This window comes from Kitasatospora sp. NPDC101183, from assembly GCF_044767945.1.
Lineage (GTDB): Bacteria > Actinomycetota > Actinomycetes > Streptomycetales > Streptomycetaceae > Kitasatospora.
Genome location: NZ_JBIWOW010000013.1, coordinates 78,616 through 103,124, shown reverse-complemented (window position 1 = coordinate 103,124; position 24,509 = coordinate 78,616). Strand labels below are relative to the sequence as shown.

The following is a 24,509-nucleotide window of genomic DNA, read 5'->3' as shown; positions in this document are numbered from 1 at the left end:
GCCGCCGGACGTCAGTGGCGGGTCTCGATCCGCAGGCCGCCGGTGGTCACCTGGCGGATGTGGTCGCTCGTCAGCAGGTCGTGGGGCCGGCCGAGGTCGATCGCGCTCGCCGTGTCCAGGAGGGCCAGGTGGGCGGGCGTGAACTCGACGTCCAGGGCGCCCAGGTTCTCCTCCAGTTGGGCGGCGGTGCGGGCCCCGATCAGTGTGGTCGTCACGCCCGGGTTCCGCAGGGTCCAGGCCAGCGCGACCTGCGCGGGGGTGCGGCCGAGCTCGGCGGCGACCTTCCGGGCGGCCTCGGCCACGGCCAGGTTGCGTTCGGTGAGGGTGCCCAGGGCGAGGTTGTGGCTCCTGCGGGTGCCGTCGCCGGTGGCGGGGCCCGGCGCGGTCAGGTCGCCCGGCCCGTACTTGCCGCTGAGCACCCCGCCGCCCAGCGGCGAGTACGGGACCACGCCCAGGCCCAGTTCCCGGGCCATCGGGATCAGGTCGCGCTCCGCGGTGCGTTCGATCAGGCTGTACTCCAGCTGCAGCGCGACCAGCGGCGACCAGCCGCGCAGATCGGCGATCGCCTGCATCCGGGACACCTGCCAGGCCGGGGTGTTGGCGATCGCCACGTACAGCACCTTGCCCTGCCGGACCAGGTCGTCCAGGCCGCGCAGGACCTCCTCGGCCGACGTCCGGACGTCCCAGACGTGCAGGTACAGCAGGTCGAGGTAGTCGGTGTCCAGCCGCCGCAGGCTCCCCTCCACCGAGCCGAACAGGGCCTTGCGGTGGCCGCCTCCGGAGTTGGGGTCGCCGGGGCGGCGCAGCGTCGAGTACTTGGTCGCCAGCACCAGGCGTTCGCGCTCCTCGTGGGCGAACTCGCCCAGCAGGCGCTCGGAGCTGCCGTCGGTGTAGGTGTCGGCGGTGTCGATGAGATTGCCGCCGCTCCCGACGTAGTGGTCGAACAGCTTGCGGGCCTCGGCCCGTTCGGCGCCCCAGCCCCACTCGGTGCCGAAGGTCGCCGCGCCCAGGGCCAGCGGGGAGACCCGCAGTCCCGAGCGGCCCAGTAGCCGGTAGGCGTCGAGGGTCAGTGCCATCAGGTGCTCCTGTGTTCGTGGTGCGTTGCCGGGACCGAGTCTGTGGCAGCCGCGGCTCCCGGATAAGGGAGGGCGCTTCCTGGGAAGACCGCTCCCACCCTCGCCGTTGGACCGGACATGACGACCCGAACCGTCGACGCCGCCAACGAGTTGGCCGCCTTCCTGCGGAGCAGGCGCGAACGCCTCGACCCCGACCGGCTGGGCCTGCCGTCGCCCCGGCGGCCCCGGCGGACGCCGGGGTTGCGCCGGGAGGAGGTCGCCGAACTGGCCGGGGTCAGCACCGACTACGTGGTCCGGCTGGAGCAGAGCCGCGGGCTGCGGCCCTCGCCGGAGGTGCTGACGGCGCTGGCCGGGGCCCTGTGCCTGGATCCGGGCGAACGCGACTACCTGTTCGACCTGGCCGGACACCGCCGTCCGGACAGCACCGGCGGGCCGGCCGCCGGTGCGGCGCCGTCGCTGACCCGGCTGGTCGGCGACCTCTCGCCGCTGCCGGCCATGCTGCTGGACCACCGCTTCGACATCCTCGCCCGGAATCCCGAAATGGCCCGGCTGCTACCGGGCTTCGACGCCGTTGCGCCGTCGCGGCGCAACGCGATGCGGCTGTGCCTGCTGGACCCGGCGATGCGCGGCTTCTACGCCGACCGCGAGGGCACGCTGCGGGACGGGGTCGCCCACCTGCGCGCCGCGTGGGCCGCTCACCCGGAGGACCGGGCGCTGGCCGAGCTGATCGCCGAGTTCAGCGCGCAGGACGAGGACTTCGCCCGCCTGTGGGCCGAGCGGGAGGTCCGCGTCAACGGGCGAGGCCGCAAGCTGCTGAGGCACCCGGTCGCCGGAGCGATCACCGTCGACTTCGAAGTCCTGCTGCCCCTCCAGGACCCGGAACTGCGCCTGCTGGTCTACCGCGGTACGGACGAGGAGAGCCGCGCGTCCCTGGACCGGCTGTGCGCGCGGTGACGGCCTCGGGAGGCGCCGGCGAAGTGGTCGTCGGCGTACGGGCCCGGCCCGTGCTCACGGGTGTGGGGGCCCGCCCCCCGCCCGGGGGGCCCCCCCCCCCCCCCGGGGGCCCCCCCCCCGGGGGGCGCGGCGGCGGGGGGGGGGGGCCCCCCGGGCCGCGGGCGCCGCCCCCACACCCGGAACCGGCGGGTCAGCCACCGATGGTGACGCCGGCGTAGTAGCTCTGGGCCGTCTTCAGGCAGAGCAGGCGGGCGGGCCCGGTCGGGTAGACCTCGTAGCGGCTGATGAGGTGGGGCTCGCACACGCTCCTCAGGTCCTGCAGGAGGACGCTGTCGACCTGGACCTTGGGCGCCCTTCCGTCGATGTTGCTCCTGAACGCCTGGTCGCCGATCAGCTCCTTGTAGTTGCGGTAGCCGAAGTCGTGGCGGGCGCAGGCCGCCGTGAAGTCGAAGCCGACCGGCTTGTCGGGCGAGTGGGTGCAGTAGTCCGTCGACCAGTTGAACTCGAACACGTCGGGCTTGCCCTTCATGTGGTCGCGGCGCGCCGCGTACCAGGCGGCGGTGGCGTCCCCGCCGGACGCGGTCAGTGCGCCGAGGCGCTGGAGCTTCTGCTCGTCCGTGGCGGGGTTGGCCACCGGGGCGCTGACGCCGAGGTCCCAGTCCTTCGCCGCACCGGTGTAGCGGGCCACGGACGTGTGGTTGGGCGCGAGGCCGTACAGCAGCGCCCCGGTGGCGGTGAAGTCCGCGCCGGGGCCGCCGACCGCGACCCACCTGGTCGACTTCCCGGTGTACTTGTTGAGGTTGCCGGTCTTGGGGTCGGTGGCGAACAGGCCCGCGCCGCCGGCGTAGAGCTGGGCGGCGGGGGTGGTGCCGATGGTGCGCCAGTCGGTGCCGCGCCCGGTCCACTCGTGCACGGAGCTGCCGTCGGGGGCCAGGCCGTACAGGTGGTCGTTGGTGACGGCGAAGGTGCGGCCGGGGTCGCCGACCTTCGTCCAACTCCCCGGGGTGCCGGTGTACTTGTTGAGGTTGCCGGTCTTGGGGTCGGTGGCGAACAGGCCCGCGCCGCCGGCGTAGAGCTGGGTGGCGGGGGTGGTGCCGATGGTGCGCCAGTCGGTGCCGCGCCCGGTCCACTCGCGGACGGAGCTGCCGTCGGGGGCCAGGCCGTACAGGTGGTCGTTGGTGACGGCGAAGGTGCGGCCGGGGCCGCCGACCTTCGTCCAACTCCCCGGTGTTCCGGTGTACTTGTTGAGGTTGCCCGTCTTCGGGTCGACGGCGAACAGGCCCGCGCCGCCGGCGAACAGCTTCTCGGCCGGGCCGCCGATCCTGGTCCACTTCTGCGAGCCGTCCGACCAGCGGTAGACGGCGGAGCGGTCGGCGGCCAGGGCGTAGGCGTCCCGCTCGGCGGACACGATGGAGCCCATGGACACGGGGACGGGCGCGGGCACGGCGGCGGCCGCCGCCTTCGGGACGGCGGGCGGAGCGGCCTCGGCGGGGACGCCGAGGAGGAGCACGGCGGCCGCGGCGAGGCTGCCGACGCGCAGCAGCGCCTTCAGCGGCCGTCGGCCGGGCCGGGGGCGGGCGGGGTCGCTCGGGTGGTGGTTCACGGCGGGTCCTCCTGGTCGGTGTCCCGTCCCGGCCTGTCGTCCGTACGGGGGTGTGCGGTCCGCTGCGGCGAGTTGCCGGAAGCGGTGGAACACCACGGTGGAACCTGATCTGATGGTCCGTGAGGCGTGTCGGGGTGTTTCAGCAGGTCAGCGGTGCGAAGCGCCACGGACAGGCACGGACAGGCACGGACAGGCGCGGACGGGAACGGACAGGCACGGACGCCGAGGGGGAGCGATGCCACAGCCGGTCGGGCAGGCCGAACCGCCGAAGGACCACGGCGGCGGCGAGGCGAAGGCCCTCGCGCGGTTCCTGACGGTCCTGACCGAGGGCGTCACGCTCAGGGAGCTCCAGGACCGCTACAGGTCCGGTGACTACAAGTCCAGCAAGAGCGTGTGGGGCCAGTACCGGTCCGGCGAGAAGCTCATCCCGCTGGCCCTGCTGCTGAGGGTCGTACGGGACCGCTTCCCGCGCGACGCCACCGCCCGGGAAGCGATGTCCGCGAAGGCGCGCACGCTCCACACGGCGGCCGCCGCTGCGGCCGCCGCCGCCCCGCGGCCGGACGCCGCGGCCAGGAAGCAGGGCAGGAAGGACCTCGCCGAGGTCGCGGACCTGATCGAGACCCTGGAGCGGCTCATCGCCCAACTCGTGGACGGGCTCGGCACGTCCGGCGCGACCCCCGCCGACGGCGGCGCGCCGCCCGGGCACGGTCCCGCCGAGGAGGCGCCGGGCCCCGACCGCCTCCTGAGCGCCGCGTACGGGGAGTTGGGCCTGCTCCAGCGCCACCAGGCCGAGGCCCGGCGGGCGCTGACCGAGCCGCTCGCCCCGCCCGGCCACGCCCACGACCGGCCGGGCTCCGCGGCCGATCCGGCGCTTCCCGTGCCCCGCGATCCCTCGGCCGAGGTACTGGCGCGCCTCCACACCGAACTGGACGTCCGCCGGGCCTCGGTCGCCCTGCTGACCGACGCCCTCCCGTCCGCCGAAGGACGGGAGGGCGTCGGGCACCGGATCGTGCGGGGCGTCATCCTCGAACGCACGGACCGGCCCCCGGCGGGGGACGCCGCCGCGGCCCCCCGGCCGGGCCCCGCCCGTGTCCGCAACCTGGCCCTGGCCCTGGGCGTCGCCCTGGCGCTCCTGGCGGCCGGCGCCTACCTCGCCCGCGACCCGCACCCCGGCCCGCGCCCCGCCGCCCTCCCCCCGAACGACAGCGCCCCCACCGGCCTGTTCGCCGTCAGCACCGACCACCAGCACGTACGCGCCTGGAGCGGCACGGGCACCACCTGGACCGACATCGGCCCGTCCGCCCGCGACCTCCTCGCCGGACCGGCCGGCCTGTTCCTCACCGACCCCGCCACCGGCGACCTGTACCGCTACGACGGCGTCCCCGGGCACTGGTCGAAGATCGGCACCCCCGGCCGCCAGTTCGCCGTCGGCGGCGACCACCTCTACGCCATCAAGGAGGACGGCACCGCCGTCCTGCGCTGGGATTCCGGCACCGCCTGGACGGTCATCGGCAGCGCCGCCGTCAGGCTCTACGCCGGAGGAGCCGGCCTGTTCGCCGTCGACCCCGCCACCGGCGGCGTCAACCGCTACAACGGCACCGGCACCACCCCCGCCGACTGGACCCCGGTCGGCGGCCCGGGCGCCGACTACGCCGTCGACAACGACCACCTCTACGCCCTCGCCCCCGACCGTGGCGAGATCCGCCAGTGGAGCGGCACCCCCGGCCGGTGGCAGCGCATCGGAGGCCCCGCCACCGGGCTCCACGCCGGCGGCGCCGGGCTCTTCGCCGTCGACACCGCCACCGGCCGGATCCTCAAGTACGACGGCACCCCCATGGCCTGGACACCGATCGGTGACGCCGGCGCCGACCTCGCCGTCGGCGACCACACCGTCTACCGGCTCTCGGCCGACCACAGCGCCGTCTCCCGGTGGGACGGCCCCGGCACCGGCTGGACCCCCATCGGCACCCCCGCCGCCGCCATCACCGCCACCCGCTAGGTCTGCTCGGGCCTGCGGCACTTCGACCGGATCCCGGCGGGGAAACGGAACGGCGCCCCCGGGACCGCGAGGGTCGAGGGGGCGCCGGGAGGGGAGGCGGTCAGATGACCGTCTCGGCCTCCTGGTAGCGCTCCTGCGGGACGGTCTTGAGCTCGGCGACGGCCTCCGCGATCGGCACCAGGTTGATGGCGGTGCCCTGCAGTGCGGTGATGTGCCCGAAGGCGCCCTTGTGGACGGCCTCCACGGCGTGCCAGCCGAAGCGGGTGGCCAGGACGCGGTCGTACGCCGTCGGGGTGCCGCCGCGCTGGGTGTGGCCGAGGATGACCGGGCGGGCCTCCTTGCCGAGGCGGTGCTCCAGTTCGCGGGAGAGCTGGGTGGCGATGCCGGTGAACCGCTCGTGCCCGTAGATGTCCTTGGTGCCCTCCTCCCAGTGCATGGTGCCGGGTTCGGGCTTGGCGCCCTCGGCGCAGACCACGATCGCGAACTTCTTCTGCCGGTCGAAGCGCTCGCGCACGACCTCGGTCAGCTTGTCGATGTGGAAGGGGCGCTCCGGCACGACGATGGCGTGCGCGCCGGCCGCCATGCCCGCGTTGAGCGCGATCCAGCCGGTGTGGCGGCCCATGACCTCGACGACCATGACGCGCTGGTGGGACTCGGCGGTGGTCTTGAGCCGGTCGAGGGCGTCGGTGGCAACGGAGACGGCGGTGTCGAACCCGAAGGTGACGTCGGTGGCCGCGATGTCGTTGTCGATGGTCTTCGGCACGCCGACGACGGGCAGGCCCGCGTCGCTCATCAGCTTGGCGGCCTTGAGGGTGCCCTCGCCGCCGATCGGGATGACGGCGTCGATGCCGAGGTCGGAGCAGTACTTCTTGGCCCGCTCCACACCGTCGCGCAGGTGGCTCGGCTGGACCCGGGAGGAGCCGAGGATCGTGCCGCCCTGGGCCAGGATGCCGCTCACCGAGTCGAGGGTCAGCGGGCGGTGGACGCCTTCGAGAAGTCCGCGCCAGCCGTCCTGGAAACCGATGATCTCGTCGCCGTGGTCGACCACCCCCCGGTGGACCACGGAGCGGATCACCGCGTTGAGTCCGGGGCAGTCACCGCCGCTGGTCAGCACTCCGATACGCATTAGCTTTGCAACTCCCGAGCAGAACCGAGGAACGGCCGGACTACAGGCTGGGACGACGAGCCGCCACCGTAGCGGGGCGCTCCCACACCGGGATGGCGGGGAGGTGGCCGCGGGGTGAAGGACCGGCCGATCCGGGCGAAACGCCCGAAAACGGCCGTGAAGTCGAGCATACGGCCCCTGGTCCGGCCGGGCAGGAGCCGACGCGGGAGCGGCGCCGTCGGCGCCCCCGCGCGGAAGTGCGGCCTGCTGCCGAGGAGGGTGTGCAGTAGGCGTCCCCATTGTCGTACGTCCGGGGCGGCCCGTGGGCCGGGTGACCGCATCGCGGGCACCCGGCGCCGGGTCCGCCGGAGGTACTACGCGGGGCGCGTCGCGGCCGCGATGCGCTCGGTGCGCAGCGCGTCGTACCAGGTCGTGTCGGCCGGCGGCAGGGCGTTGACGTCCAGCGCCAGCTTGATCAGCATGTCGGCCACGGCGGGGTTGCGGGCCAGCACGGGGCCGTGCAGGTAGGTGCCGAAGACGGTGTCCCGCCAGGCGCCCTCGGTGCCGTCGCCGGTGCCGTTGCCCCGGCCGACGGTGACGGTGGCGAAGGGCCGCACGCCCTGGCCGAGCTGGGTGACGCCCTGGTGGTTCTCGAAGCCGGTCAGCTGCGGCAGGCCGAGCTGCGGGTCGACGTCGGCGAGGACGTCGCCGACGCAGCGGGCGCCCTCGCCGCGCGAGGTCCAGACGTCGAGCAGGCCCAGGCCCGGCTCGCGCTCGCCGAGGTCGTTGATGAACTCGTGGCCCATGATCTGGAACCCGGCGCAGACGCCGAAGATGATCGCGCCGTTCTCGGAGGCCCGGACGAGGCCGCTGTCGGCGCGCAGCCGCTCGGCGGCCAGGCGCTGCGGGCGGTCCTCGCCGCCGCCGATCAGGTAGATGTCCCCGCTGGTGGGGATCGCCTGGTCGGAGCGGACGTCGATCCGGGTCACGTTGAGGTGGCGCTGGCGGGCCCGGCGCTCCACGACCAGGGCGTTGCCCCGGTCGCCGTAGGTGCTGAGCAGGTCCGGGTAGACCCAGACCACGCGCAGGCTGCTCTCACTCATCCTCGAAGACCTTCCGATACGTGAACAGGGTGGTGCGGGCCCGGCATCAGCCGGCCACGACCTTCCGCAGCTGCTGGAAGGCGGTGTAGTTGGCGATGGCCTCGATCCGGCCGGGCGGGGCCATCCGGACGGCCTGCTCCAGCGAGTCCACGACGTGGAACTGCAGCCCGGCGACCTCCAGGCGCACCGCGAGGTCCAGCTTGCGCTGGCCCATCACGAACACCGGGTGGCCCGCGAGGCGCTCGTAGTCGACGTCCCAGAGCCAGGAGGTGTCGGTGCCGTCGGCGTCGAGGGCGTTGACGGAGAGGATGACCGGGGCCGGCGGGCCGTCGATCAGCGAGAAGGTCTCCAGCCAGCCGGCCGGGTTCTTCGCGAGCAGCAGCCTTATGTCCCGGCCCTGGTACTGGACGACGTCGTAGCGGCCGGCGACGGCGGTCACCGAGCGCATCCGCTCCAGGGCGACCTGCGGGGCGACGCCGAAGACGGCGGCGACGGCGGCGGAGCTGGTGGCGTTGGCGAGGTTGGCCCGGCCCGGCAGCTGGAGCTGGATCGGCCAGGCGCCGCGCTGCGGGTCGATCACGTGGGTGCCCTGGAGCGCCCAGTGCGGGTTGGGGCGCCGGAAGCCGCACTCCTGGCAGAACCAGTCGTCGCCGGGGCGCTGCATCACGCCGCCGCAGGCGGGGCAGGACCAGGCGTCCTCCTTCCACGCCTGGCCGGCGGCCACCCAGACCACCTTCTTGCAGGAGGAGGCGGCCCAGGTCACCAGCGGGTCGTCGGCGTTGGCGATGACCACGGCCTCGGTGTCCTGGAGGCCCTCGCGCCACTTCTCCGCCATCATGCGGGTCTCGGCGGCGCGGTCGAGCTGGTCGCGGGAGAGGTTGAGCAGGGCGATCGCCTTGGGGCGGGTGTCGCGGGCGACCATCGCCAGGTACTTCTCGTCGACCTCGATCACGCCGAAGCGGGCGTCGCTGCCGCCGGCGAGGGCGGAGGTGATGCCGGCCGGCATGTTGGCGCCGAGCGCGTTGGAGACCACCGGGCCGGCGGCGCGCAGCGCCTCGGCGATCAGGCGGGTGGTGGTGGTCTTGCCGTTGGTCGCGCTGACCAGGACCACGTCGAGGTGGTCGGCGAGGGTGCCGAGCAGATCGGGGTCGAGCCTGAGGGCGACCTTGCCGCCGATCACCGAGCCGCTACCTCGCCCGGCCTTGCGGGACACGGCGGCGGCGACCTTCCCCGCCGTGACCGCGATCTTGGCGCGGGCCGGCAGCGAGGCGTCGCGTGCGCCTGTGGGCTCCGATTCGGTGCCTGCCATGCTCAGTGGTTCCTCCTTGCTGCGGCACCACCCGTGGCCGGACTACGGGCCGGCGGGCGGCGGGGACGGGGTCAGCCTACCGACTCCGCCGCCGGGCTCGACGATCCGGACCCCGTACGGCCAGCTCGGACGCGGTCCGCGGGGCGCCTGACGGGCCGTCGAGGAGGGCGGTGTACGGACGGGCCGTTCACCGCCTGAGGACGCGCCGGGGCGCCGCAGGGTTCCCGCGTGAGGATCTGGTGAAGAGATGATCAGCGGCCCGGAAGCAGCGGTGAGGACCGGTGAGGAACCGTGAGGACGTCAGCTGCCCGGACGGTGCGCGGGCGCGGCCTGCTCGTGCGCGGCCAGGGTGGCGGTGATCACCAGGGTGCCGTCCTCCGGCCGGAAGTCCAGCGGCGCCGCCAGCCGCCGCATCGCGGCGATCAGCGCGGTGTTGGCCGCGTACGTCACCGCGTACACCGTCCCGATCCCCGCCGCCCGGGCCTCCGAGGCCAGCCGGCGCAGCAGCGCCGTGCCCAGCCCGTGCCGCTGCCAGGCGTCCTCGACCAGCACGGCCAGCTCCGCCTCCCCGTCGTCCCACATCAGGTGCCCGAGGGCGACGATCCGCCCGTCCGGGGCCGTCACCGCGAGGGTGCGGCCGTGCCGGGCGTCGAGCAGGTGGTCCAGGTAGCGGTCGGCGTCGCGGACCGGCCCGTGGTAGCGCAGCCGCAGCGAGGCGGGGGAGCAGCGGCCGTGCATCGCCAGCGCCTCCGCCTTGTCGGCGGGCCCGGCCGGGCGCACCAGCAGGCGCGTCCCGTCCGGCAGGGACGGCAGGAACGGCAGGAACGGCAGGGGCGGAAGAGACGGATCGGACGGCGGAGAGAGCAGCGGCGGCCGGGACTCCGTACGGGCCGGGGCCTGGTGCGGGCGGGCGAGCCGGTACGGGCCGCCGGTGAGCGCGGGCAGCCGGGTGGCCTGGCCCTCGGGCGCCGCGCACCTGCGGTCGGACCTGCGGAAGGGCCGGTGCCAGAGCCGTTCGAGGCGAGTGCGTGAAGCCGTCATGGGGGCGACGCTACCCACGCCGCGCTTCCGGCCGGTTACGTGATCGTGAACGCACGAGCACCCGGGACGGGACCGTCAGAGGTCTGGACCGGTGCCTCATGTGACCGGGACGCCGGGCGGCCGACGGTGGAGACCGGCCCGGTGCCGTCCACGGACGGCCCCCGCCGGGCCCCGTCCGTCCACGCACCGAAGGTTCCCCATGCACACCACCACCGCCGTCACCGCCCTTCCCCACGCCCGCCGCGCCCCGGCCGGCAGCGCGCTCACCGACCTGCTCGACGGGCAGGTGCGGGTGCGCCCCGCCTCCCCGGCCGTCATCGGGGAGGACGGCGAGCTCACCTTCCTCGACCTGTCCGAGCGCGCCCGCCGCACCGCCGCCCGGCTGCGCGCCCTCGGCGCCGGGCCGGACGGCTGCGTCGGCCTGTTCGCCGAGCCCTCGACGGCGCTGGTCGCCGGCGTCTGGGGCGTCCTGTACGCCGGGGCCGGGTACCTGCCGCTGTCGCCCGAGTACCCCGAGGACCGGCTGCGCTACATGCTGGAGGACAGCGGCACGCGCATCGTCCTCACCCAGGAGCACCTGCGCGAGCGCCTGGCCGCCCTCGTGCCCCCGGGCACCGAGGTGGTCACCGTCGAGGAGGCGCAGCACCGGCCCGAGCGGGTCGAGGGGGAGGGCCCGGGCCCCGGGGACGCCGCGTACGTCATCTACACCTCCGGCAGCACCGGCCGCCCCAAGGGCGTGCTGGTCGAGCACCGCGCCGTGGTCGCCCAGTTGCGCTGGCTGCTCGGGGCCGGGCACCTGGACCCCGAGGTCACCGTGCTGCAGAAGACGCCGATGAGCTTCGACGCCGCCCAGTGGGAGATCCTCGCCCCGGCCGTCGGCGCCCGGGTCGTGGCCGGGACCCCGGGCCTCCACCGGGACCCGCAGGCACTGGTGGCCGCCGTGCGCCGGTACGGCGTCACCGCCCTGCAGTGCGTGCCGACCCTGCTGCGGGCGCTGCTGGAGACCGAGGGCTTCGCCGGCTGCACCGGTCTGACCGGGCTCTTCTCCGGCGGGGAGGCGCTCTCGCGCCGCCTGGCCCACGAGCTGGCCGAGGCCCTGCCCGGCGCCTCGCTGGTCAACCTGTACGGCCCGACCGAGTGCACCATCAACGCCACCGCGCACCTGGTCGACCCGGCCGCGCCCGGCGACGGCGCCGACTCCGTCCCGATCGGCCGGCCCGTGGACAACACCCAGTGCTACGTCCTGGACGAGCACCTGGCGCCCGTCGGCCTCGGCGGCACCGGCGAGCTGTACATCGGCGGCGTCCAGCTGGCCCGGGGCTACCTCAACCGCCCGGAGCTGACCGCCGAGCGCTTCGTCCCCTCCCCGTTCGCCCCCGCCGAACGCCTCTACCGCACCGGCGACCTCGCCCGCTGGAACCCGGACGGCACCCTGCAGTTCGCCGGGCGCGCCGACAACCAGGTCAAACTGCGCGGCCACCGCGTCGAGTTGGACGAGATCGCCCGCGCGGTCGAGGAGCACACCTGGGTGCGCCGCTCCGCCGCCGTCGTCACCGAGGACGAGCGGACCGGGCGCCAGGACCTCGTCGCCTGCGTGGAGCTGAACCCGCGCGAGGCCGCCCTGATGGACCAGGACAGCCACAGCGGCGGCCACCACCAGTCCAAGGCCAGCCGCCTCCAGGTCCGCGCCCAGCTCTCCGACCCCGGCGTGCGCGACCCGGCCGCGCTGGCGGGCCGCGAGCGGATCGCCCTGCCCGGCCGCCGCGGGACCGAGGCCCAGCGCCGGGCCGTCTTCGCCCGCAAGACCTACCGCTTCTACGACGGCGGCCCCGTCACCCGCGAGGACCTGCTCGCCCTGCTCGCACCCCGCCCCGCGAGTACGTTCGCGCGCGGCCCCGAGCTGCTCAGCTTCCCCGAACTCGGCCGTGTGCTGCGGTGGTTGGGCCAGTTCCACAGCGAGGAGCGGCTGCTGCCCAAGTACGCCTACGCCTCGCCCGGCGCCCTGTACGCCGTCCAGACGTACCTGGAGACCGGCGGGCTGGACGGCCTCGCGGCCGGGCTGTACTACTACCACCCCGTCGAGCACGCCCTGATCCGCGTCGGCGCCGCCGAGCCGCGCGAACAGGCCTACCTCACCCTGCACTTCTCGGGGAGGACGGGGGCGATCGAGCCCGTCTACAAGAACAACATCCGCGAGGTGATGGAGTTCGAGACCGGCCACCTGCTGGGCGTCCTGGAGGAGGTCCTGCCCGAGTACGGCCTCACCGTCCGCCCGCTCGGCGCCGACCCGGCGGCCGGGGCCCGCCTGGACGTCGCCGAGGAGGACGAGTACCTGGGCGCCTTCGAGGTCGGCCGGGCCGGCGAGCGCTCGGCCGTGCCCGTGGAGCTGTACGTCCAGGCGCACGAGGGCCGGGTGGAGGGCCTGCCCGCCGGCCTCTACCGGTACGGCGAGGGCGAGTTGGCCCGCGTCTCGGACGAGGTCGTCGAGGCCCGGCACGTGATCGCGATCAACCAGTCGGTGTACGCCAGGGCCGCCTTCGGCATCACCGCCGTCGCCCGCGCCGGGGCGGGCCAGGAGTGGCTGGAGTACATCGCGCTCGGCACCGAGCTGCACCGCCTCCAGCGCAACGGCCTGGGCCTGGGCTTCATGTCCTCCGGCTACAGCTCCAAGTCCGGCCACCCGCTGCCCGCCTCGCGCCGCATCGACGCCGTCCTGGAGGCGGCCGGGCTGGCCGGCGGCCCGTCCTACTTCTTCCTCGGCGGCAGGGTCAGCGAGGAGCAGATCCGCAGCGAGGGCATGCGCGAGGACGCCGTCCACATGAAGGGCCCGGCCGAGATCGTCAAGGACGAACTCGCCACCCTGCTGCCGGACTACATGCTCCCCAACCGGGTGCTCGTCCTCGACGAGCTGCCGCTGACGGCCAACGGCAAGGTCGACCTCAAGGCGCTGGCCGCCTCCGAGGCCGTGCGCACCGCCGGGACGCGCGGGGAGTTCGTCGCCCCGGCCACCGGGCGCGAGCGCTGGCTGGCCGGGGTGTGGGGCGAGGCGCTCGGCTACGAGGAGGTGTCGGTGGCGGACGAGTTCTTCGCCGTCGGCGGCAACTCCCTGATCGCCGTCGCCCTCGTCCACCGGATCAACCGCGAGTGCGGCGTCACCCTGCCGCTCCAGGTGCTCTTCGAATGCCCCCGCCTGGGCGACCTCGCCGCGCGGATCGACCGGGCCGGCCCGGCGGACTCCTCGTCCCGGTTCGTGCCGCTCGCGCAGGGTGACGCCCGGCGGCCCGTGTTCTGCTGGCCGGGCCTGGGCGGGTACCCGATGAACCTGCGCACGCTCGGCCGGGAGGCCGGCGACGGCCGCGCCTTCTACGGCATCCAGTCGCACGGGATCAACGCGGGCGAGACGCCGTACGCCACCATCCGCGAGATGGCCGCCACCGACCTCGCCGAACTGCGGCGGATACAGCCCGAAGGCCCCTACACCCTGTGGGGCTACTCCTTCGGCGCCCGCGTCGCCTTCGAGGCGGCCTGGCAGTTGGAGCAGGCCGGCGAGCGGGTCGAGAACCTGCTGCTGATCTGCCCCGGCAACCCGGAGGTGCGCCGGCGCGACGGGAAGCGCTGGGGCCGCGAGGCCTCCTACGCCAACCCCGCGTACCTGACCATCCTCTACTCGGTGTTCGCCGGCGCGATCAGCGGGCCCGACCTGGAGCGCTGCCTCGCCGAGGCGGGCGACGAGGACGGCTTCACCGCCTTCGTCCACCGGCTGCTGCCGGAGCTGGACGAGGAGTTGATCCGGCGGATCGCCCGGATCGTCGGCGAGACCTACGAGTTCGAGTACAGCTTCGGCGAACTCGCCGAACGCCGCCTCGACGCGCCGGTGACCGTCCTCAAGGCCGCCGGGGACGACTACTCCTTCATCGAGGGCCGCACCGGCTGGAGCGCCGCCCCGCCCGCCGTCGTCGACCTGGCCGGGGACCACTACGGGGTGCTGCGGGAGCCCGGAGTGCTCGAACTCGCCGCCGCGATCCGGGCGGTGGAACGCGCCGCCGGTGAGTGACACGCCCACGGACGGCGCAGAATCCGCGCCGCGCGGAGCCCCTTCGGATAGGGATGGCTCGGCTCACCGCCGACCACCGACTCCCTCCGAAGGGGTTCCCGCCATGCCAGTCAAGAGATCCGCCCTCGTCACCGCCTGTTGCGCCCTGCTGCTCGCCGCCCCGCTCGCCCTCGCCTCCCCGGCCGCCGCCGACGGCGGCAGCAACGGCCCGAAGAACGCGCAGGAGGCCGCCGCCTGCCGGACGGTGGTCTCCTCCCTCCTCGGCGGCTTCGGCTCCGCCCTCGGCAACGCCGCCTGCGTGGTGCAGCCCGCCGACCAGGGCTGAGCGCGTTCCGCTTCGCCGCCCGCCCGCCCGGGCTGCGGGCGGGCGGCCCGGGCACGAGGATGGAGGAGGGGCCTCCCGGGCTCCGGACCGGCCGGAGCCGCCACCGGCAGGGGAGCCGACATGACCGCCATCGACCCCGCGACACTCCGGACCGCCGCCGTACCCCAGACCCTGGGCGCCTACCTGGCCGCCCTGCCCCAGCCCCCGATGACGATGGGCCACGGCCCCGTGAAGACCGTCCGCACCGCGGACTTCCGGGGGCACCGGATCAGCGTCACCACCAGCTACGACATCACGGTGGACGGCAAGCACGTCGACACCGGGCTGGTCGTGGACAACAGCGGCATGCTGTCCTGCTGCGGCCTGCCCGCCTACCAGTTCCTCTCGGCGGTGGACGCCGTGAGGGTGCTGATCAACGCCTACCCCGACGCCTTCCCGGCGGGTGCCTCCCCGGCGGGTGTCTCCCCGGCGGGTGGTTGAGATGGCCGCCGTCACCCGCCGCAACATCCTGAGCGACACCACCGCCCGCGACGACTACGTGCGCGGCGTCGGCCTGCTCAAGCAGGAGAACAGCGGCACCACCACCAAGCAGTTCGGCGTCCCCGGCCCGACGGCCCCGGTCAGCACCTACGACCTGTTCGTCGTCTGGCACGGCCGGACGATGAACACCCCGGTCCCGCCCGGCGGGGACCCGCAGACCCGCAACGCCGCGCACCGCGGCCCGATCTTCCTGCCGTGGCACCGGGTGATGCTCGGCTTCCTGGAGCAGAACCTCCAACGGGTGCTCGCCAAGCCGGACTTCGCGCTCCCGTACTGGGACTGGTCGGCCGACGGGGACGCGGGCTCGCCCGTCACCGCCACCGTCTTCACCGCCGCCTACCTGGGCGGCGACGGGAGCCCGGTCGCCGACGGCCCGTTCGCCTTCGACCAGGCCGACCCCAAGACCTTCACCGTCCGGATCGAGGCCTCCGGCCCCAGCGGCATGGGCTTCCGCCAGGTCCACAGGGGCCTGTCCCGCTCCCTCGCCCAGGCGGCGCCCTTCGGCTGGCCGACCCTGCCGACCGGCGCGGACGTCAAGGACGCCCTCGACTACGCGCCGCCGGCCGGGAGTTCGCCGGCCGACCGGTACGACACCCCGGACTTCGACGTCTCCTCGGAGGGCTTCCGGGACCGGCTGGAGGGCTGGGTCCCGAAGGACCCGGCGCAGCCCGTCCACCTGCACAACCAGGTGCACCTGTGGGTCGGCGGCGACATGGGCCCCTCCACCTCGCCCAACGACCCGGTGTTCTTCCTCCACCACTGCAACGTCGACCGGATCTGGCAGAGCTGGCTGGCCCGCTACGGCCCGCTCTACGCCCCCGACACGACCGCCCCGGCGGCCACCCTCCAGGGCGAGCGGATCGACGACCCGATCGTCTCCCCGCTCGGCGCCTCCGCGACCCCGCGCTCGGTGCTGGACGTGTCCGCGCTGTACTCCTACGACGTTCTCCCCTGAGGGGGGTGACGGATCGTTCGCGCCCTGACGTACTCTGTGCGTCGTCGATCGCACCGGCGTTCGACCAGCTCACGACCGGAGTACGACGACATGACCGACAGCGCCAGACCCGCCGACGCCACGCCCGACCAGATCCCCGCCCCCGCCGCCCCGGCGCCGAGCGGGCTGCAGGCGATCTGGGCGAACACCGCGCAGCCGGTCGCCCCGCTGCCCTGGTACCGCCGGGTGTCGCGCAGGGCCCTCGTGACCGGCGCGGTCGCGGTCGGACTGCTCACCGTCCTGGCCGTCGGGATGGCGAGCATCGACGGCGGCCCCGCCCCGCGGAAGGCGCTGACGCTGCCGGACACCCTGGGCACGAGCGTCCGGCTGCCGGACGATCCCCTGGTGGAGTCCACCCGCGCCGACTACCCGGTGCGGACGCTGCGCCCCCGCTTCAAGGAGTCGGCGGTCGCCCGCTACGGCGCCGCGGGCTCGACGAACACCGAGCTGATCGTGATCGGGCTGAGCGGGGCCGCCGACCCGAAGGGCGAGGCCGCCCGCTTCTTCGCGCGCGCCGACCGGGGCTCGGTGATGCAGCAGACCGTCACCGACCTGGAGGACTACCCGGCCGGTCCGCTCGGCGGCGACCTCCAGTGCGCGCAGCTGACGTACTCCGTCGGCTCGGAGACGGCCTGCGTCTGGTCGGGCGCCGACGTCGTCGGCATCGTGGTCGACAAGACCGGCAAGAGCACCCCGGAGGCCCTGGCGGCACGCACGGTGGACATCCGCGCCGCCGCCGAACCCGGGCGCTGACCGCCAGGCCGGCCCGGCCGGGAGGCGGGGCTGCCCGGGGCTCAGGCGATCCGGGTGGGGGAGTCCCGCAGGGTGTGGCCGGTGGTGGTGAGCAGGGCGGCCAGGGCGCCGGGGTCGAGCGAGCGGGGGGTGCGCAGGAACAGCTCCTCCGTGCCGGGGTGCAGCGACAGCAGGGTGATCTGGTGGTCGGCCAGGGCGGCGGGGGTGTGGGCGAGCGGCGTGGTGCGCACGCGCCACAGGGTGGTCGGGGGAGGCGCGTGGGGGGACCACCAGGCGTGCAGGAGGGCCGCGGTGACCAGGACGAGGGCCGAGCCGGTGAGGACGATCGGGCCGTCGGTGCCGTGCAGGACGACCTTGGCGATCAGGTCGGCGGCGGTCACCGAGAGGAAGGCGGCGGCGAGTTCGACGGTCTCGCGGCGCCAGCGGCGGGCACGGTGGGTGGAAGGCTTCGTCTGCTCCATGGCCTCCACCGTGCCCGCTCGGTGTTTCCCGGCCACGAAACGCCTGTGACCTTGCGGTTACGGTCCGTCCGGGAGTGTTACGGGATCAGCTCGCGGGCCGCCGCCTCGACCTCGGAGAGCAGCAGCCGCAGGTCCGCCTCCGTGGTGTCGGCGTTGAGGAGGCAGGCGCGGAGCATCTCCTTCTCCCCGAGGCGGGCGCCGGTGACGAAGACCCGGCCGCGCCGCTGGACGGCGGCGGGCAGCTCGCGGTTGAGGGCGTTCAGGGCGTCCTCGTCCAGCCCGGCGGGGCGGTGCCGGAAGGCGACGATGGAGGTCTGGACCTCGGCGAGCAGCTCCGACTCCTCGTCCGCCTCGACGAGTGCGCCCAGGTGACGGGCCAGTTCGGTGCAGCGGGCGATGTCCCGGGAGAGGCCGGCGCGGCCCTTGTGGGCGATGGTGGCCCAGACCTTGAGGGCGCGGAAGGGCCGGGTCTGCTCGGTGCCGTACTCGGAGAACCAGCCGAGCGCGCCGGCCGCCTCGTCGCGCAGGTAGGAGGGGACGAGGCTGAACGTGCCGCGCAGCTCCTCGGTGTCGCGGACCAGCGCGCAGCCGCAGTCCACGGGCACGCCGAGCCACTTGTGCGGGTCGAGGGCGAGGGAGTCGGCGCGCTCCAGGCCCTCGTAGCGGTGGGCGACGGCCGGGTCGAGCCGGCCGAAGGCGCCGTACGCGCCGTCGACGTGGAGCCACAGGCCCTGCTCGGCGCAGAGGTCGGCGATCGGGCCGAAGGCGTCGACGGCGCCGGTGCCGACCGTGCCGGCGGAGGCGACGACGAGGAAGGGCAGCAGCCCGTCCGCGCGGTCGCGCTCGACGGCGGCGCGCAGCGCGGCGGGGTCGATCCGTCCGTCCGCCGCCGTGGCGACGGTGCGCAGGTGGCGGCTGCCGAGGCCGAGGAGTTCGGCGGCCTTGCGGACGCAGGAGTGGGTCTCGCCGGTGACGTAGCCGACCAGCGGGGGCAGCGCGGCGAGGCCCTCCTCGCGGACGTCGACCCCGGCCCGGCGGGCGGCGCGGTTGCGGGCGGCGGCCAGGCAGACGATGGTCGCCATCGAGGTGCCGGAGGTCAGCAGCCCGCCGCCGGCCGGGTGCGGGAAGCCGACCAGCTCGGCGATCCAGCGCACCACGGCCCGCTCCAGGTGGACGTCGGCGTGGTCGCCGCCGGCGGAGCTGGGGTTCATCGCGGAGGCGGCGAGGGTGGCGAGGACACCGGCGGGGGCGGGGGCGGAGTTGACCCAGCCGAAGAAGCGGGGGTTGCCGTTGCCCATGGGGTACGGGAGCACGTCGCGCCCGATGGCCTCCAGCAGCGCGGCGAGGGGGCGCCCCTCGGCGGGCAGCGGGGCGTCCAGGAGGGCGGCGCGGGCGGCCTCGTCCATCGGCTGCCAGACGGGGCGCCCGGGCAGCTCGGCGAGGTAGTCGGAGACGAGGTCGGCGGCGGTGTGGGCGGCGGCGCGGAAGTCGTTCACGGGTGGTGCTCCTGGGCGGACCGTGGGGGAGGCGCGGCGTCCTCGGCGCACCCGGTCCGGGTGATCCTACGAGACGGGCCCGCGCCGTGCGGCGCGGGCCCGAAGCCTGAGATCAGAGACGTGCAGAGGCTTGAAGGGGCTCAGTCGAGGGAGGCGGAGAGCCCGCTCGCGGAGCGGCAGTAGCCCTGCATCTCCTTGTTGGTGATCTTGGCGCAGAGCCGGCCGGCCGCGCCGCCGTCGGTGTAGTTGACGGTGTAGTAGCTCACCAGGCCCTCGGCGCAGGCCTTGCGCTGCCAGCCGTCCGCCGCCGTGGCGCACTGCTGGGAGGCCCAGTCCTCGCGGTCCAGGTTGTACTTCATGGTGCGCGAGCCGACGCCCCGGCTGCAGTCCACGGCCCCGCCGCTCGCCTTGCCGCCCAGGCACCACTTGAGGGCCTCGGCGTAGACCTCGGGGTGGTTCGGGTAGTCGTGCGAGGAGAGGTAGAAGGTCGGCGCGTAGAAGAAGCAGGCCGACTGGAACAGCGAGGGCTGGTCCTTGCACGGGTACAGCGGGTCCTGGGCGAGCTTGTCGGCGGGCAGGTTGGCCTTGGCCTGCTCGTCCTCCTCGTCCGGGCCGAAGAGCTGCATGAACAGGCCCTCGGAGCAGCGGATCTTGTTCTGGTCGGTCGGGAACTTGTTGCACAGGTCCCGGGCCTTGGCCACGTCCTGCTTGACGACGAACATCGTGCCGTGGCCGACGCCGTGGATGCAGGGGCCGCTGTTCTTGGGGGCGCAGAGCTTGAGCAGGTCCGTCTCGGGCGAGGCGGAGGCGTTGAGCATCTCCTCGACGGCGCCGTGCAGGTAGCCGGCCGCGCAGGTCTCGTGAGGGAAGGAGATGACCTTCTGGAAGTCGGCGTTGAACCGCTTGACCGCCGCGTGGCCCAGCTCGTGCGCGATCGGGTGGCAGAAGCGCACGGTGTACGGCTTCTCCTTGGTGATCTTGTCGAGGTCGGCCAGGGCGATGCCGGGGTCGGTGGCGTCCATCTCGGCCATCAGCTTGTTGCGCAGCGTGGAGCGGGTCCACACCGCCGGGTCCCCGGTGGGGGTGGCGGAGGCCGTCGCCGCGGCCGGTCGGGTGCCCGCCTGCGAGCCCGTCGCGGCCGGGGCGGCGGTCGTCGCGGCGGTCGCGGCGGGCGACCAGTCGGTGACGGCCACCGAGCCGAGGCCCAGGACGCCCAGGAGCAGGGCGGTGACGATCGCGAAGAATCGCGGCTGCATGGCGGGAATCCCCCGGGGGATCGAGAACGGACGGTTCAGCCCCCATCCTGACGGGCGCGGTGGCGGGAACCCGCGTTTTCGCCCGCCATTCGGGAGGTGTCGGCGACGCTACCGCACCCTGCGACGCCCTCCGGGAGCGGGGCGGTTCCCGATGATCACCCGGACGGCGCAGCCTCCCGAGGGCCGGGAGGCCGCGTCGTCGCGGGGGCGAACGCTCAGAGTTCGAGCGTCACCTGGTACTCCGTCAGCCAGGCGTCCAGGTCCAGCGCCATGTCCACGGCCAGGCGCACGGAGTGCGCGTCGGTCTCGGGGGCGAGCGCGTCGGCCAGGCGGCGCCGGTCGAGCAGGTCGAGCGCGGGGGAGTCGTGCCGGGCGACGAGCCCGGCGAGCTCGGCGCGCAGCACCTCCGGGTACCGGGGGTCGGCGGTGACCGGGTACGGGCTCTTCACCCGGTCGGCGATCTCGTCGGGCAGCACGTCGCGCACGGCGGCGCGCAGCAGGCTCTTCTCCCGCCCGTCGAAGGACTTCATCGCCCACGGCGTGTTGAACACGTACTGCACCAGCCGGTGGTCGCAGAAGGGCACCCGCACCTCCAGGCCGTTGGCCATGCTCATCCGGTCCTTGCGGTCGAGCAGGATGCAGACGAACCGGGTCAGGTTGAGGTACGAGATCTCGCGCATCCGCCGCTCCAGCGGGTCCGCGTGCTCCAGGTGCGGGACTTCGGCGAGCGCCTCGCGGTAGCGGGTGCGGCGGTAGCCGTCGAGGTCGAGCTTGGCGAGGAGGCCGTCGTCCAGGAGGCGCTCGCGCGGCGCCGAGCCGGGGCCGGCGATGGTGGTGAGGCCGAGGGTCCAGGGGAAGGTCTCGGCGGCGATCGCCTCGGGGTCGTGGAACCAGCGGTAGCCGCCGAACAGCTCGTCGGCGGACTCCCCGGACAGGGCGACGGTGGAGCGCTCGCGCACGCCCTTGAAGAGCAGCAGCAGCGACACGTCCATGTCGCCGACGCCCGCGGGCAGGTCCCGGGCGCGGAGCACGTCGCCGCGCCGGGCCTGGTCGGACAGGTCGGCGGCGTCGAGCTCCACCACGTGGTGGTCGGCGCCGACGTGCCGGGCGAGCAGCCGCGCGTACGGGCCGTCCGGGGTCTGGCGCACCGCGTCCGCGTGGAAGTTGCCGGCCTGGCCGGCGAAGTCCACGGAGAAGGAGCGCACCGGCCCCGCCCCGGCGGAGTCCAGCGCGCGGGCGGCCAGGGCGGTGACGGCGCTGGAGTCCAGCCCGCCGGAGAGCAGGGAGCACAGCGGTACGTCCGCGTCCAGCTGGCGGTGGACGATGTCCTCCAGCAGCGCCCGGACGGTGGCGATGGTGTTCTCCAGCGAGTCGGTGTGCTCGCGGGCCTCCAGCGCCCAGTAGCGGCGCACCGACACGCCCGCGCGGCGCACCCGCACCACGTGCCCGGGCCGGACCTCGTGGACGCCCCGGTACGGGGTGAGGCCGGGCGTGCGGGTGTGGGCGAGCATTTCGCGCAGCCCGTCCAGGTCGACGACCGGGCGCACGGCGGGGTGCGCCAGGATCGCCTTGATCTCGGAGCCGAACAGCACGCCGTCCGGGGTCGGGTGGTAGTACAGCGGTTTGACGCCCATCCGGTCGCGGATCAGCAGCAGCTCCTCGCGCCGGGAGTCCCAGATCGCGAAGGCGAACATGCCGTTCAGCCGCTCGGCCATGCCCTCGCCCCACTCCAGGTAGGAGCGCAGCACGACCTCGGTGTCGCTGCGGGTGCGGAATCGGTGCCCGGCCGCCTCCAGTTCCTCGCGCAGTGCGTTGTGGTTGTACACCTCGCCGCTGTAGGTGAGCGCGGCCAGGGTGCGGCCGTCGTGCTCGATCGTCATGGGCTGGACGCCGCCCTCGATGTCGATCACCGCCAGACGGCGGTGGCCGAGCGCGGCGTGGGGCTCCAGGTGGACGCCGCCGGCGTCCGGGCCCCGGCAGATCTGGGTGGCCGTCATCGCCTCCAGGACGGCCCGGTCCCTCAGGTCGGCGGTGAGGTCGCGTTCGAAGGCGACCCATCCGGTGATCCCGCACATCAGCAAGCCTCCGGTCTTCCGCTTCGTGGTCAGACCATCACGCTACGTTTCGCACCCGCGCCGCTACAAGGCCCCCAGGGCGGCGATTACCGGGCGGTAGGGGAGTGGCGCGAACTCGGCGAAGGGTCTTGACGGGGCGAAAAGGGCGATGGCTGCCCGATTTCGGGCAGGATCTTTGTGTTTCCGGCCGATCGCCGCCTAGAGTCCACACTCGTGTCCAGCTCGCCCCATCTCCACGAAGACCTCCTCGCCCACCTGACCCGGACCAGCCCCCTCGGGCCCCGGGAGGCGGCGCGGGTCGTGGCGGAGGTCGTCGCCTACTTCTCCGAGAACACCGAGGAGTACGTGCGCCGCCGCCACGGCGAGCTGCAGGCACGCGGCCTGACGAACGAGCGGATCTTCGCCCGGCTCGCCGAGGAGCTGCCCGCCCGCCGTGTCGCGGCGCCGGAGCTCTCGGCGCGCCAGCTGCGCCGCATCGTCTACGGCTGAGCCTCCCGGACCCTGCCTACCCGGACCTTTTCGAAGAGGAGCCCCCGCATGTGCGGAATCGTGGCCTACATCGGCCCCAAGGACGCGACGCCCTTCCTGCTGGAGGGCCTGGCCCGGCTGGAGTACCGGGGTTACGACTCGGCCGGCCTCGCCGTCATGGGCCGCACCGGCGGGATCAAGGTCCGCAAGGTCAAGGGCCGGGTCGCCGACCTCGCCGCCGACGTGCCGGCCCGCTTCAAGGGCGCCACCGGCATCGGCCACACCCGCTGGGCCACCCACGGCGTCCCGAGCGACGTCAACGCCCACCCGCACCTGGACAACGCCGACCGGATCGCCGTCGTCCACAACGGCATCGTCGAGAACGCCGACGAGCTGCGCGCCAAGCTCGCCGCCGACGGCGCCGTCTTCCGCTCCGAGACCGACACCGAGGTCCTCGCCCACCTGATCGCCGCCCACGCCACCGAGGGCGTCGAGCTGGAGGAGGCCGTCCGGGCCGCGCTGGCCCGGGTCATCGGCACCTACGGCATCGCGGTGCTGGACGCCGAGCGGCCCGACCGGATCGTCGTCGCCCGCAACGGCAGCCCGATCGTGCTCGGCATCGGCGAGAAGGAGATGTTCGTCGCCTCCGACGTCTCCGCGCTGGTGCGCTACACCCGCCAGGTCGTCCACCTGGAGGACGGCGAGCTGGCCACCGTCCGCGCCGAGGGCTTCACCACCTTCACCGAGGACGCCCGCACCACCCACCGCCTGCCCTCCACCGTGGACTGGGAGGTCGACTCCTACGACTCCGGCGGCTACGAGCACTTCCTGCTCAAGGAGATCCACGAGCAGCCCGGCTCCGTCGAGCGCACCCTCAGCGGCCGGCTCGACGAGCGCTTCAACACCGCCCACCTCGGCGGCCTCAACCTGGACGCCCGCGAGCTGCGCGAGATCCGCCGGGTGAAGATCCTCGGCTGTGGATCGGCCTACTACGCGGGCGAGATGGGCGCCCAGCTCATCGAGGAGCTGGCCCGCATCCCCGCCCACAGCGAGCCCGCCTCCGAGTTCCGCTACCGCAACCCCGTTATCGAGGCGGACACCCTCTACGTGGCGGTCAGCCAGTCCGGCGAGACCTACGACACCCTGGCCGCCGTCCAGGAGATCAAGCGCAAGGGCGGCCGGGTGCTCGGCGTCGTCAACACCGTGGGCAGCGCCATCGCCCGCGAGTGCGACGGCGGGATCTACCTGCACGCCGGCCCGGAGATCTCCGTCGCCTCCACCAAGGCGTTCACCTCCACCGTCGTCGCCTTCGCGCTGCTCGCCCTGCACTTCGGGCGCATCCACGACCTCTCGCCCGCCGACGGGCGCCGCATCGTCGGCGCGCTCAAGCGGCTGCCGGACCAGATCCGCGAGGTGCTCGACCAGAGCGACGCGATCGCCGAACTCGCCGCCGAGTACGCCGGATCGGCCGGGATGATGTTCATCGGCCGGGTGCGCGGCTACCCCGTCGCCCGCGAGGGCGCGCAGAAGCTCAAGGAGATCTCGTACGTCCACGCCGAGGCGTACCCGGCGAGCGAGCTCAAGCACGGCCCGCTCGCGCTGATCAGCCCCGAACTGCCCACCGTGGCCCTGGTTCCGGACGACGAGCTGCTCGACAAGAACCTCACCACCCTCGGCGAGATCAAGGCCCGCTCCGGCCCGGTGATCGCCGTCGCCCACCGCCGACCGGAGGAGAAGCTCGCCGACCACTGCATCCTGGTCCCCAAGAGCGAGCCCGAGCTGGACCCGTTGCTGCTCAACATCCCGCTGCAACTGCTCGCCTACCACGCGGCGGTGGCGCTCGGCCGGGACGTGGACAAGCCGCGCAACCTGGCCAAGAGCGTGACGGTGGAGTAGT

General features: G+C 74.1%; 19 protein-coding genes. 9 read left to right on the top strand and 10 right to left on the bottom strand.

Features of this window, described 5'->3' with window-relative positions:
* Positions 1-11: 11 nt before the first annotated feature.
* Positions 12-1,076 carry an aldo/keto reductase gene (locus ACIRRS_RS19710; RefSeq protein ID WP_402972258.1) on the bottom strand — a complete coding sequence of 355 codons (1,065 nt, stop codon included), beginning with the start codon at positions 1,074-1,076 and terminating at the stop codon, positions 12-14.
* Between the two features lie 117 nt (positions 1,077-1,193).
* On the opposite strand from ACIRRS_RS19710, the gene ACIRRS_RS19705 reads away from it, so the two are divergent.
* Positions 1,194-2,030: a helix-turn-helix transcriptional regulator gene (locus tag ACIRRS_RS19705; RefSeq protein ID WP_402972256.1), complete on the top strand. Its 837-nt coding sequence runs from the start codon at positions 1,194-1,196 to the stop codon at positions 2,028-2,030.
* 190 nt (positions 2,031-2,220) lie between these two features.
* Here the strand turns inward: ACIRRS_RS19705 and ACIRRS_RS19700 are convergent, their stop codons facing one another.
* Positions 2,221-3,633 (bottom strand): phospholipase A2, encoded by a 1,413-nt coding sequence (locus tag ACIRRS_RS19700; RefSeq protein WP_402972254.1) that lies wholly within the window; start codon positions 3,631-3,633, stop codon positions 2,221-2,223.
* A gap of 235 nt (positions 3,634-3,868) precedes the next feature.
* On the opposite strand from ACIRRS_RS19700, the gene ACIRRS_RS19695 reads away from it, so the two are divergent.
* On the top strand, positions 3,869-5,632 hold the full coding sequence (locus tag ACIRRS_RS19695; RefSeq protein ID WP_402972253.1) for a hypothetical protein: 1,764 nt from the start codon (positions 3,869-3,871) through the stop codon (positions 5,630-5,632).
* 100 nt (positions 5,633-5,732) lie between these two features.
* On the opposite strand, the gene ACIRRS_RS19690 is transcribed toward ACIRRS_RS19695, so the two are convergent.
* The 4 genes from ACIRRS_RS19690 to ACIRRS_RS19675 all read right to left on the bottom strand — a co-directional run bounded on the left by ACIRRS_RS19690 (position 5,733) and on the right by ACIRRS_RS19675 (position 10,190).
* Positions 5,733-6,758: a 6-phosphofructokinase gene (locus tag ACIRRS_RS19690; protein WP_402972251.1), complete on the bottom strand. Its 1,026-nt coding sequence runs from the start codon at positions 6,756-6,758 to the stop codon at positions 5,733-5,735.
* A gap of 353 nt (positions 6,759-7,111) precedes the next feature.
* Entirely contained in the window at positions 7,112-7,840 is a 729-nt protein-coding gene (locus ACIRRS_RS19685) for a type 1 glutamine amidotransferase (RefSeq protein WP_402972250.1), read from the bottom strand.
* Between the two features lie 46 nt (positions 7,841-7,886).
* Positions 7,887-9,149 carry a MurT ligase domain-containing protein gene (locus tag ACIRRS_RS19680; RefSeq protein ID WP_402972248.1) on the bottom strand — a complete coding sequence of 421 codons (1,263 nt, stop codon included), beginning with the start codon at positions 9,147-9,149 and terminating at the stop codon, positions 7,887-7,889.
* Positions 9,150-9,449: 300 nt separating this feature from the next.
* Positions 9,450-10,190: a GNAT family N-acetyltransferase gene (locus tag ACIRRS_RS19675; RefSeq protein ID WP_402972246.1), complete on the bottom strand. Its 741-nt coding sequence runs from the start codon at positions 10,188-10,190 to the stop codon at positions 9,450-9,452.
* A gap of 199 nt (positions 10,191-10,389) precedes the next feature.
* On the opposite strand from ACIRRS_RS19675, the gene ACIRRS_RS19670 reads away from it, so the two are divergent.
* From ACIRRS_RS19670 to ACIRRS_RS19650, 5 genes are all read left to right on the top strand, one after another.
* Positions 10,390-14,244 carry an amino acid adenylation domain-containing protein gene (locus ACIRRS_RS19670; RefSeq protein ID WP_402972244.1) on the top strand — a complete coding sequence of 1,285 codons (3,855 nt, stop codon included), beginning with the start codon at positions 10,390-10,392 and terminating at the stop codon, positions 14,242-14,244.
* Between the two features lie 103 nt (positions 14,245-14,347).
* On the top strand, positions 14,348-14,569 hold the full coding sequence (locus ACIRRS_RS19665; RefSeq protein ID WP_402972242.1) for a hypothetical protein: 222 nt from the start codon (positions 14,348-14,350) through the stop codon (positions 14,567-14,569).
* 120 nt (positions 14,570-14,689) lie between these two features.
* Positions 14,690-15,049, top strand: coding sequence for a hypothetical protein (locus ACIRRS_RS19660; protein WP_402972240.1), 360 nt, complete (start codon positions 14,690-14,692; stop codon positions 15,047-15,049).
* 1 nt (position 15,050) lies between these two features.
* The gene (locus tag ACIRRS_RS19655; protein ID WP_402972238.1) at positions 15,051-16,064 is read left to right on the top strand and encodes a tyrosinase family protein; all 1,014 of its coding nucleotides are present in this window, start codon (positions 15,051-15,053) and stop codon (positions 16,062-16,064) included.
* Between the two features lie 90 nt (positions 16,065-16,154).
* Positions 16,155-16,856: a hypothetical protein gene (locus ACIRRS_RS19650; protein WP_402972236.1), complete on the top strand. Its 702-nt coding sequence runs from the start codon at positions 16,155-16,157 to the stop codon at positions 16,854-16,856.
* 41 nt (positions 16,857-16,897) lie between these two features.
* Here the strand turns inward: ACIRRS_RS19650 and ACIRRS_RS19645 are convergent, their stop codons facing one another.
* The 4 genes from ACIRRS_RS19645 to asnB form a co-directional block, all read right to left on the bottom strand.
* Positions 16,898-17,317 (bottom strand): hypothetical protein, encoded by a 420-nt coding sequence (locus tag ACIRRS_RS19645; RefSeq protein ID WP_402972234.1) that lies wholly within the window; start codon positions 17,315-17,317, stop codon positions 16,898-16,900.
* Between the two features lie 77 nt (positions 17,318-17,394).
* Positions 17,395-18,813 (bottom strand): pyridoxal phosphate-dependent decarboxylase family protein, encoded by a 1,419-nt coding sequence (locus ACIRRS_RS19640; protein ID WP_402972233.1) that lies wholly within the window; start codon positions 18,811-18,813, stop codon positions 17,395-17,397.
* Positions 18,814-18,953: 140 nt separating this feature from the next.
* A complete protein-coding gene (locus tag ACIRRS_RS19635; protein WP_402972231.1) occupies positions 18,954-20,069 on the bottom strand; it encodes a hypothetical protein in 1,116 nt (371 codons plus the stop codon).
* A 215-nt stretch (positions 20,070-20,284) separates the two neighbouring features.
* A complete protein-coding gene (gene asnB, locus ACIRRS_RS19630; RefSeq protein WP_402972229.1) occupies positions 20,285-22,144 on the bottom strand; it encodes an asparagine synthase (glutamine-hydrolyzing) in 1,860 nt (619 codons plus the stop codon).
* A 213-nt stretch (positions 22,145-22,357) separates the two neighbouring features.
* Between asnB and ACIRRS_RS19625 the strand changes: the two genes are divergently transcribed.
* Positions 22,358-22,633, top strand: a complete 276-nt coding sequence (locus tag ACIRRS_RS19625; RefSeq protein WP_402972227.1) for a hypothetical protein — start codon at positions 22,358-22,360, stop codon at positions 22,631-22,633.
* Positions 22,634-22,681: 48 nt separating this feature from the next.
* Positions 22,682-24,508, top strand: coding sequence for a glutamine--fructose-6-phosphate transaminase (isomerizing) (glmS, locus tag ACIRRS_RS19620; RefSeq protein ID WP_402972225.1), 1,827 nt, complete (start codon positions 22,682-22,684; stop codon positions 24,506-24,508).
* Position 24,509: the final 1 nt, after the last annotated feature.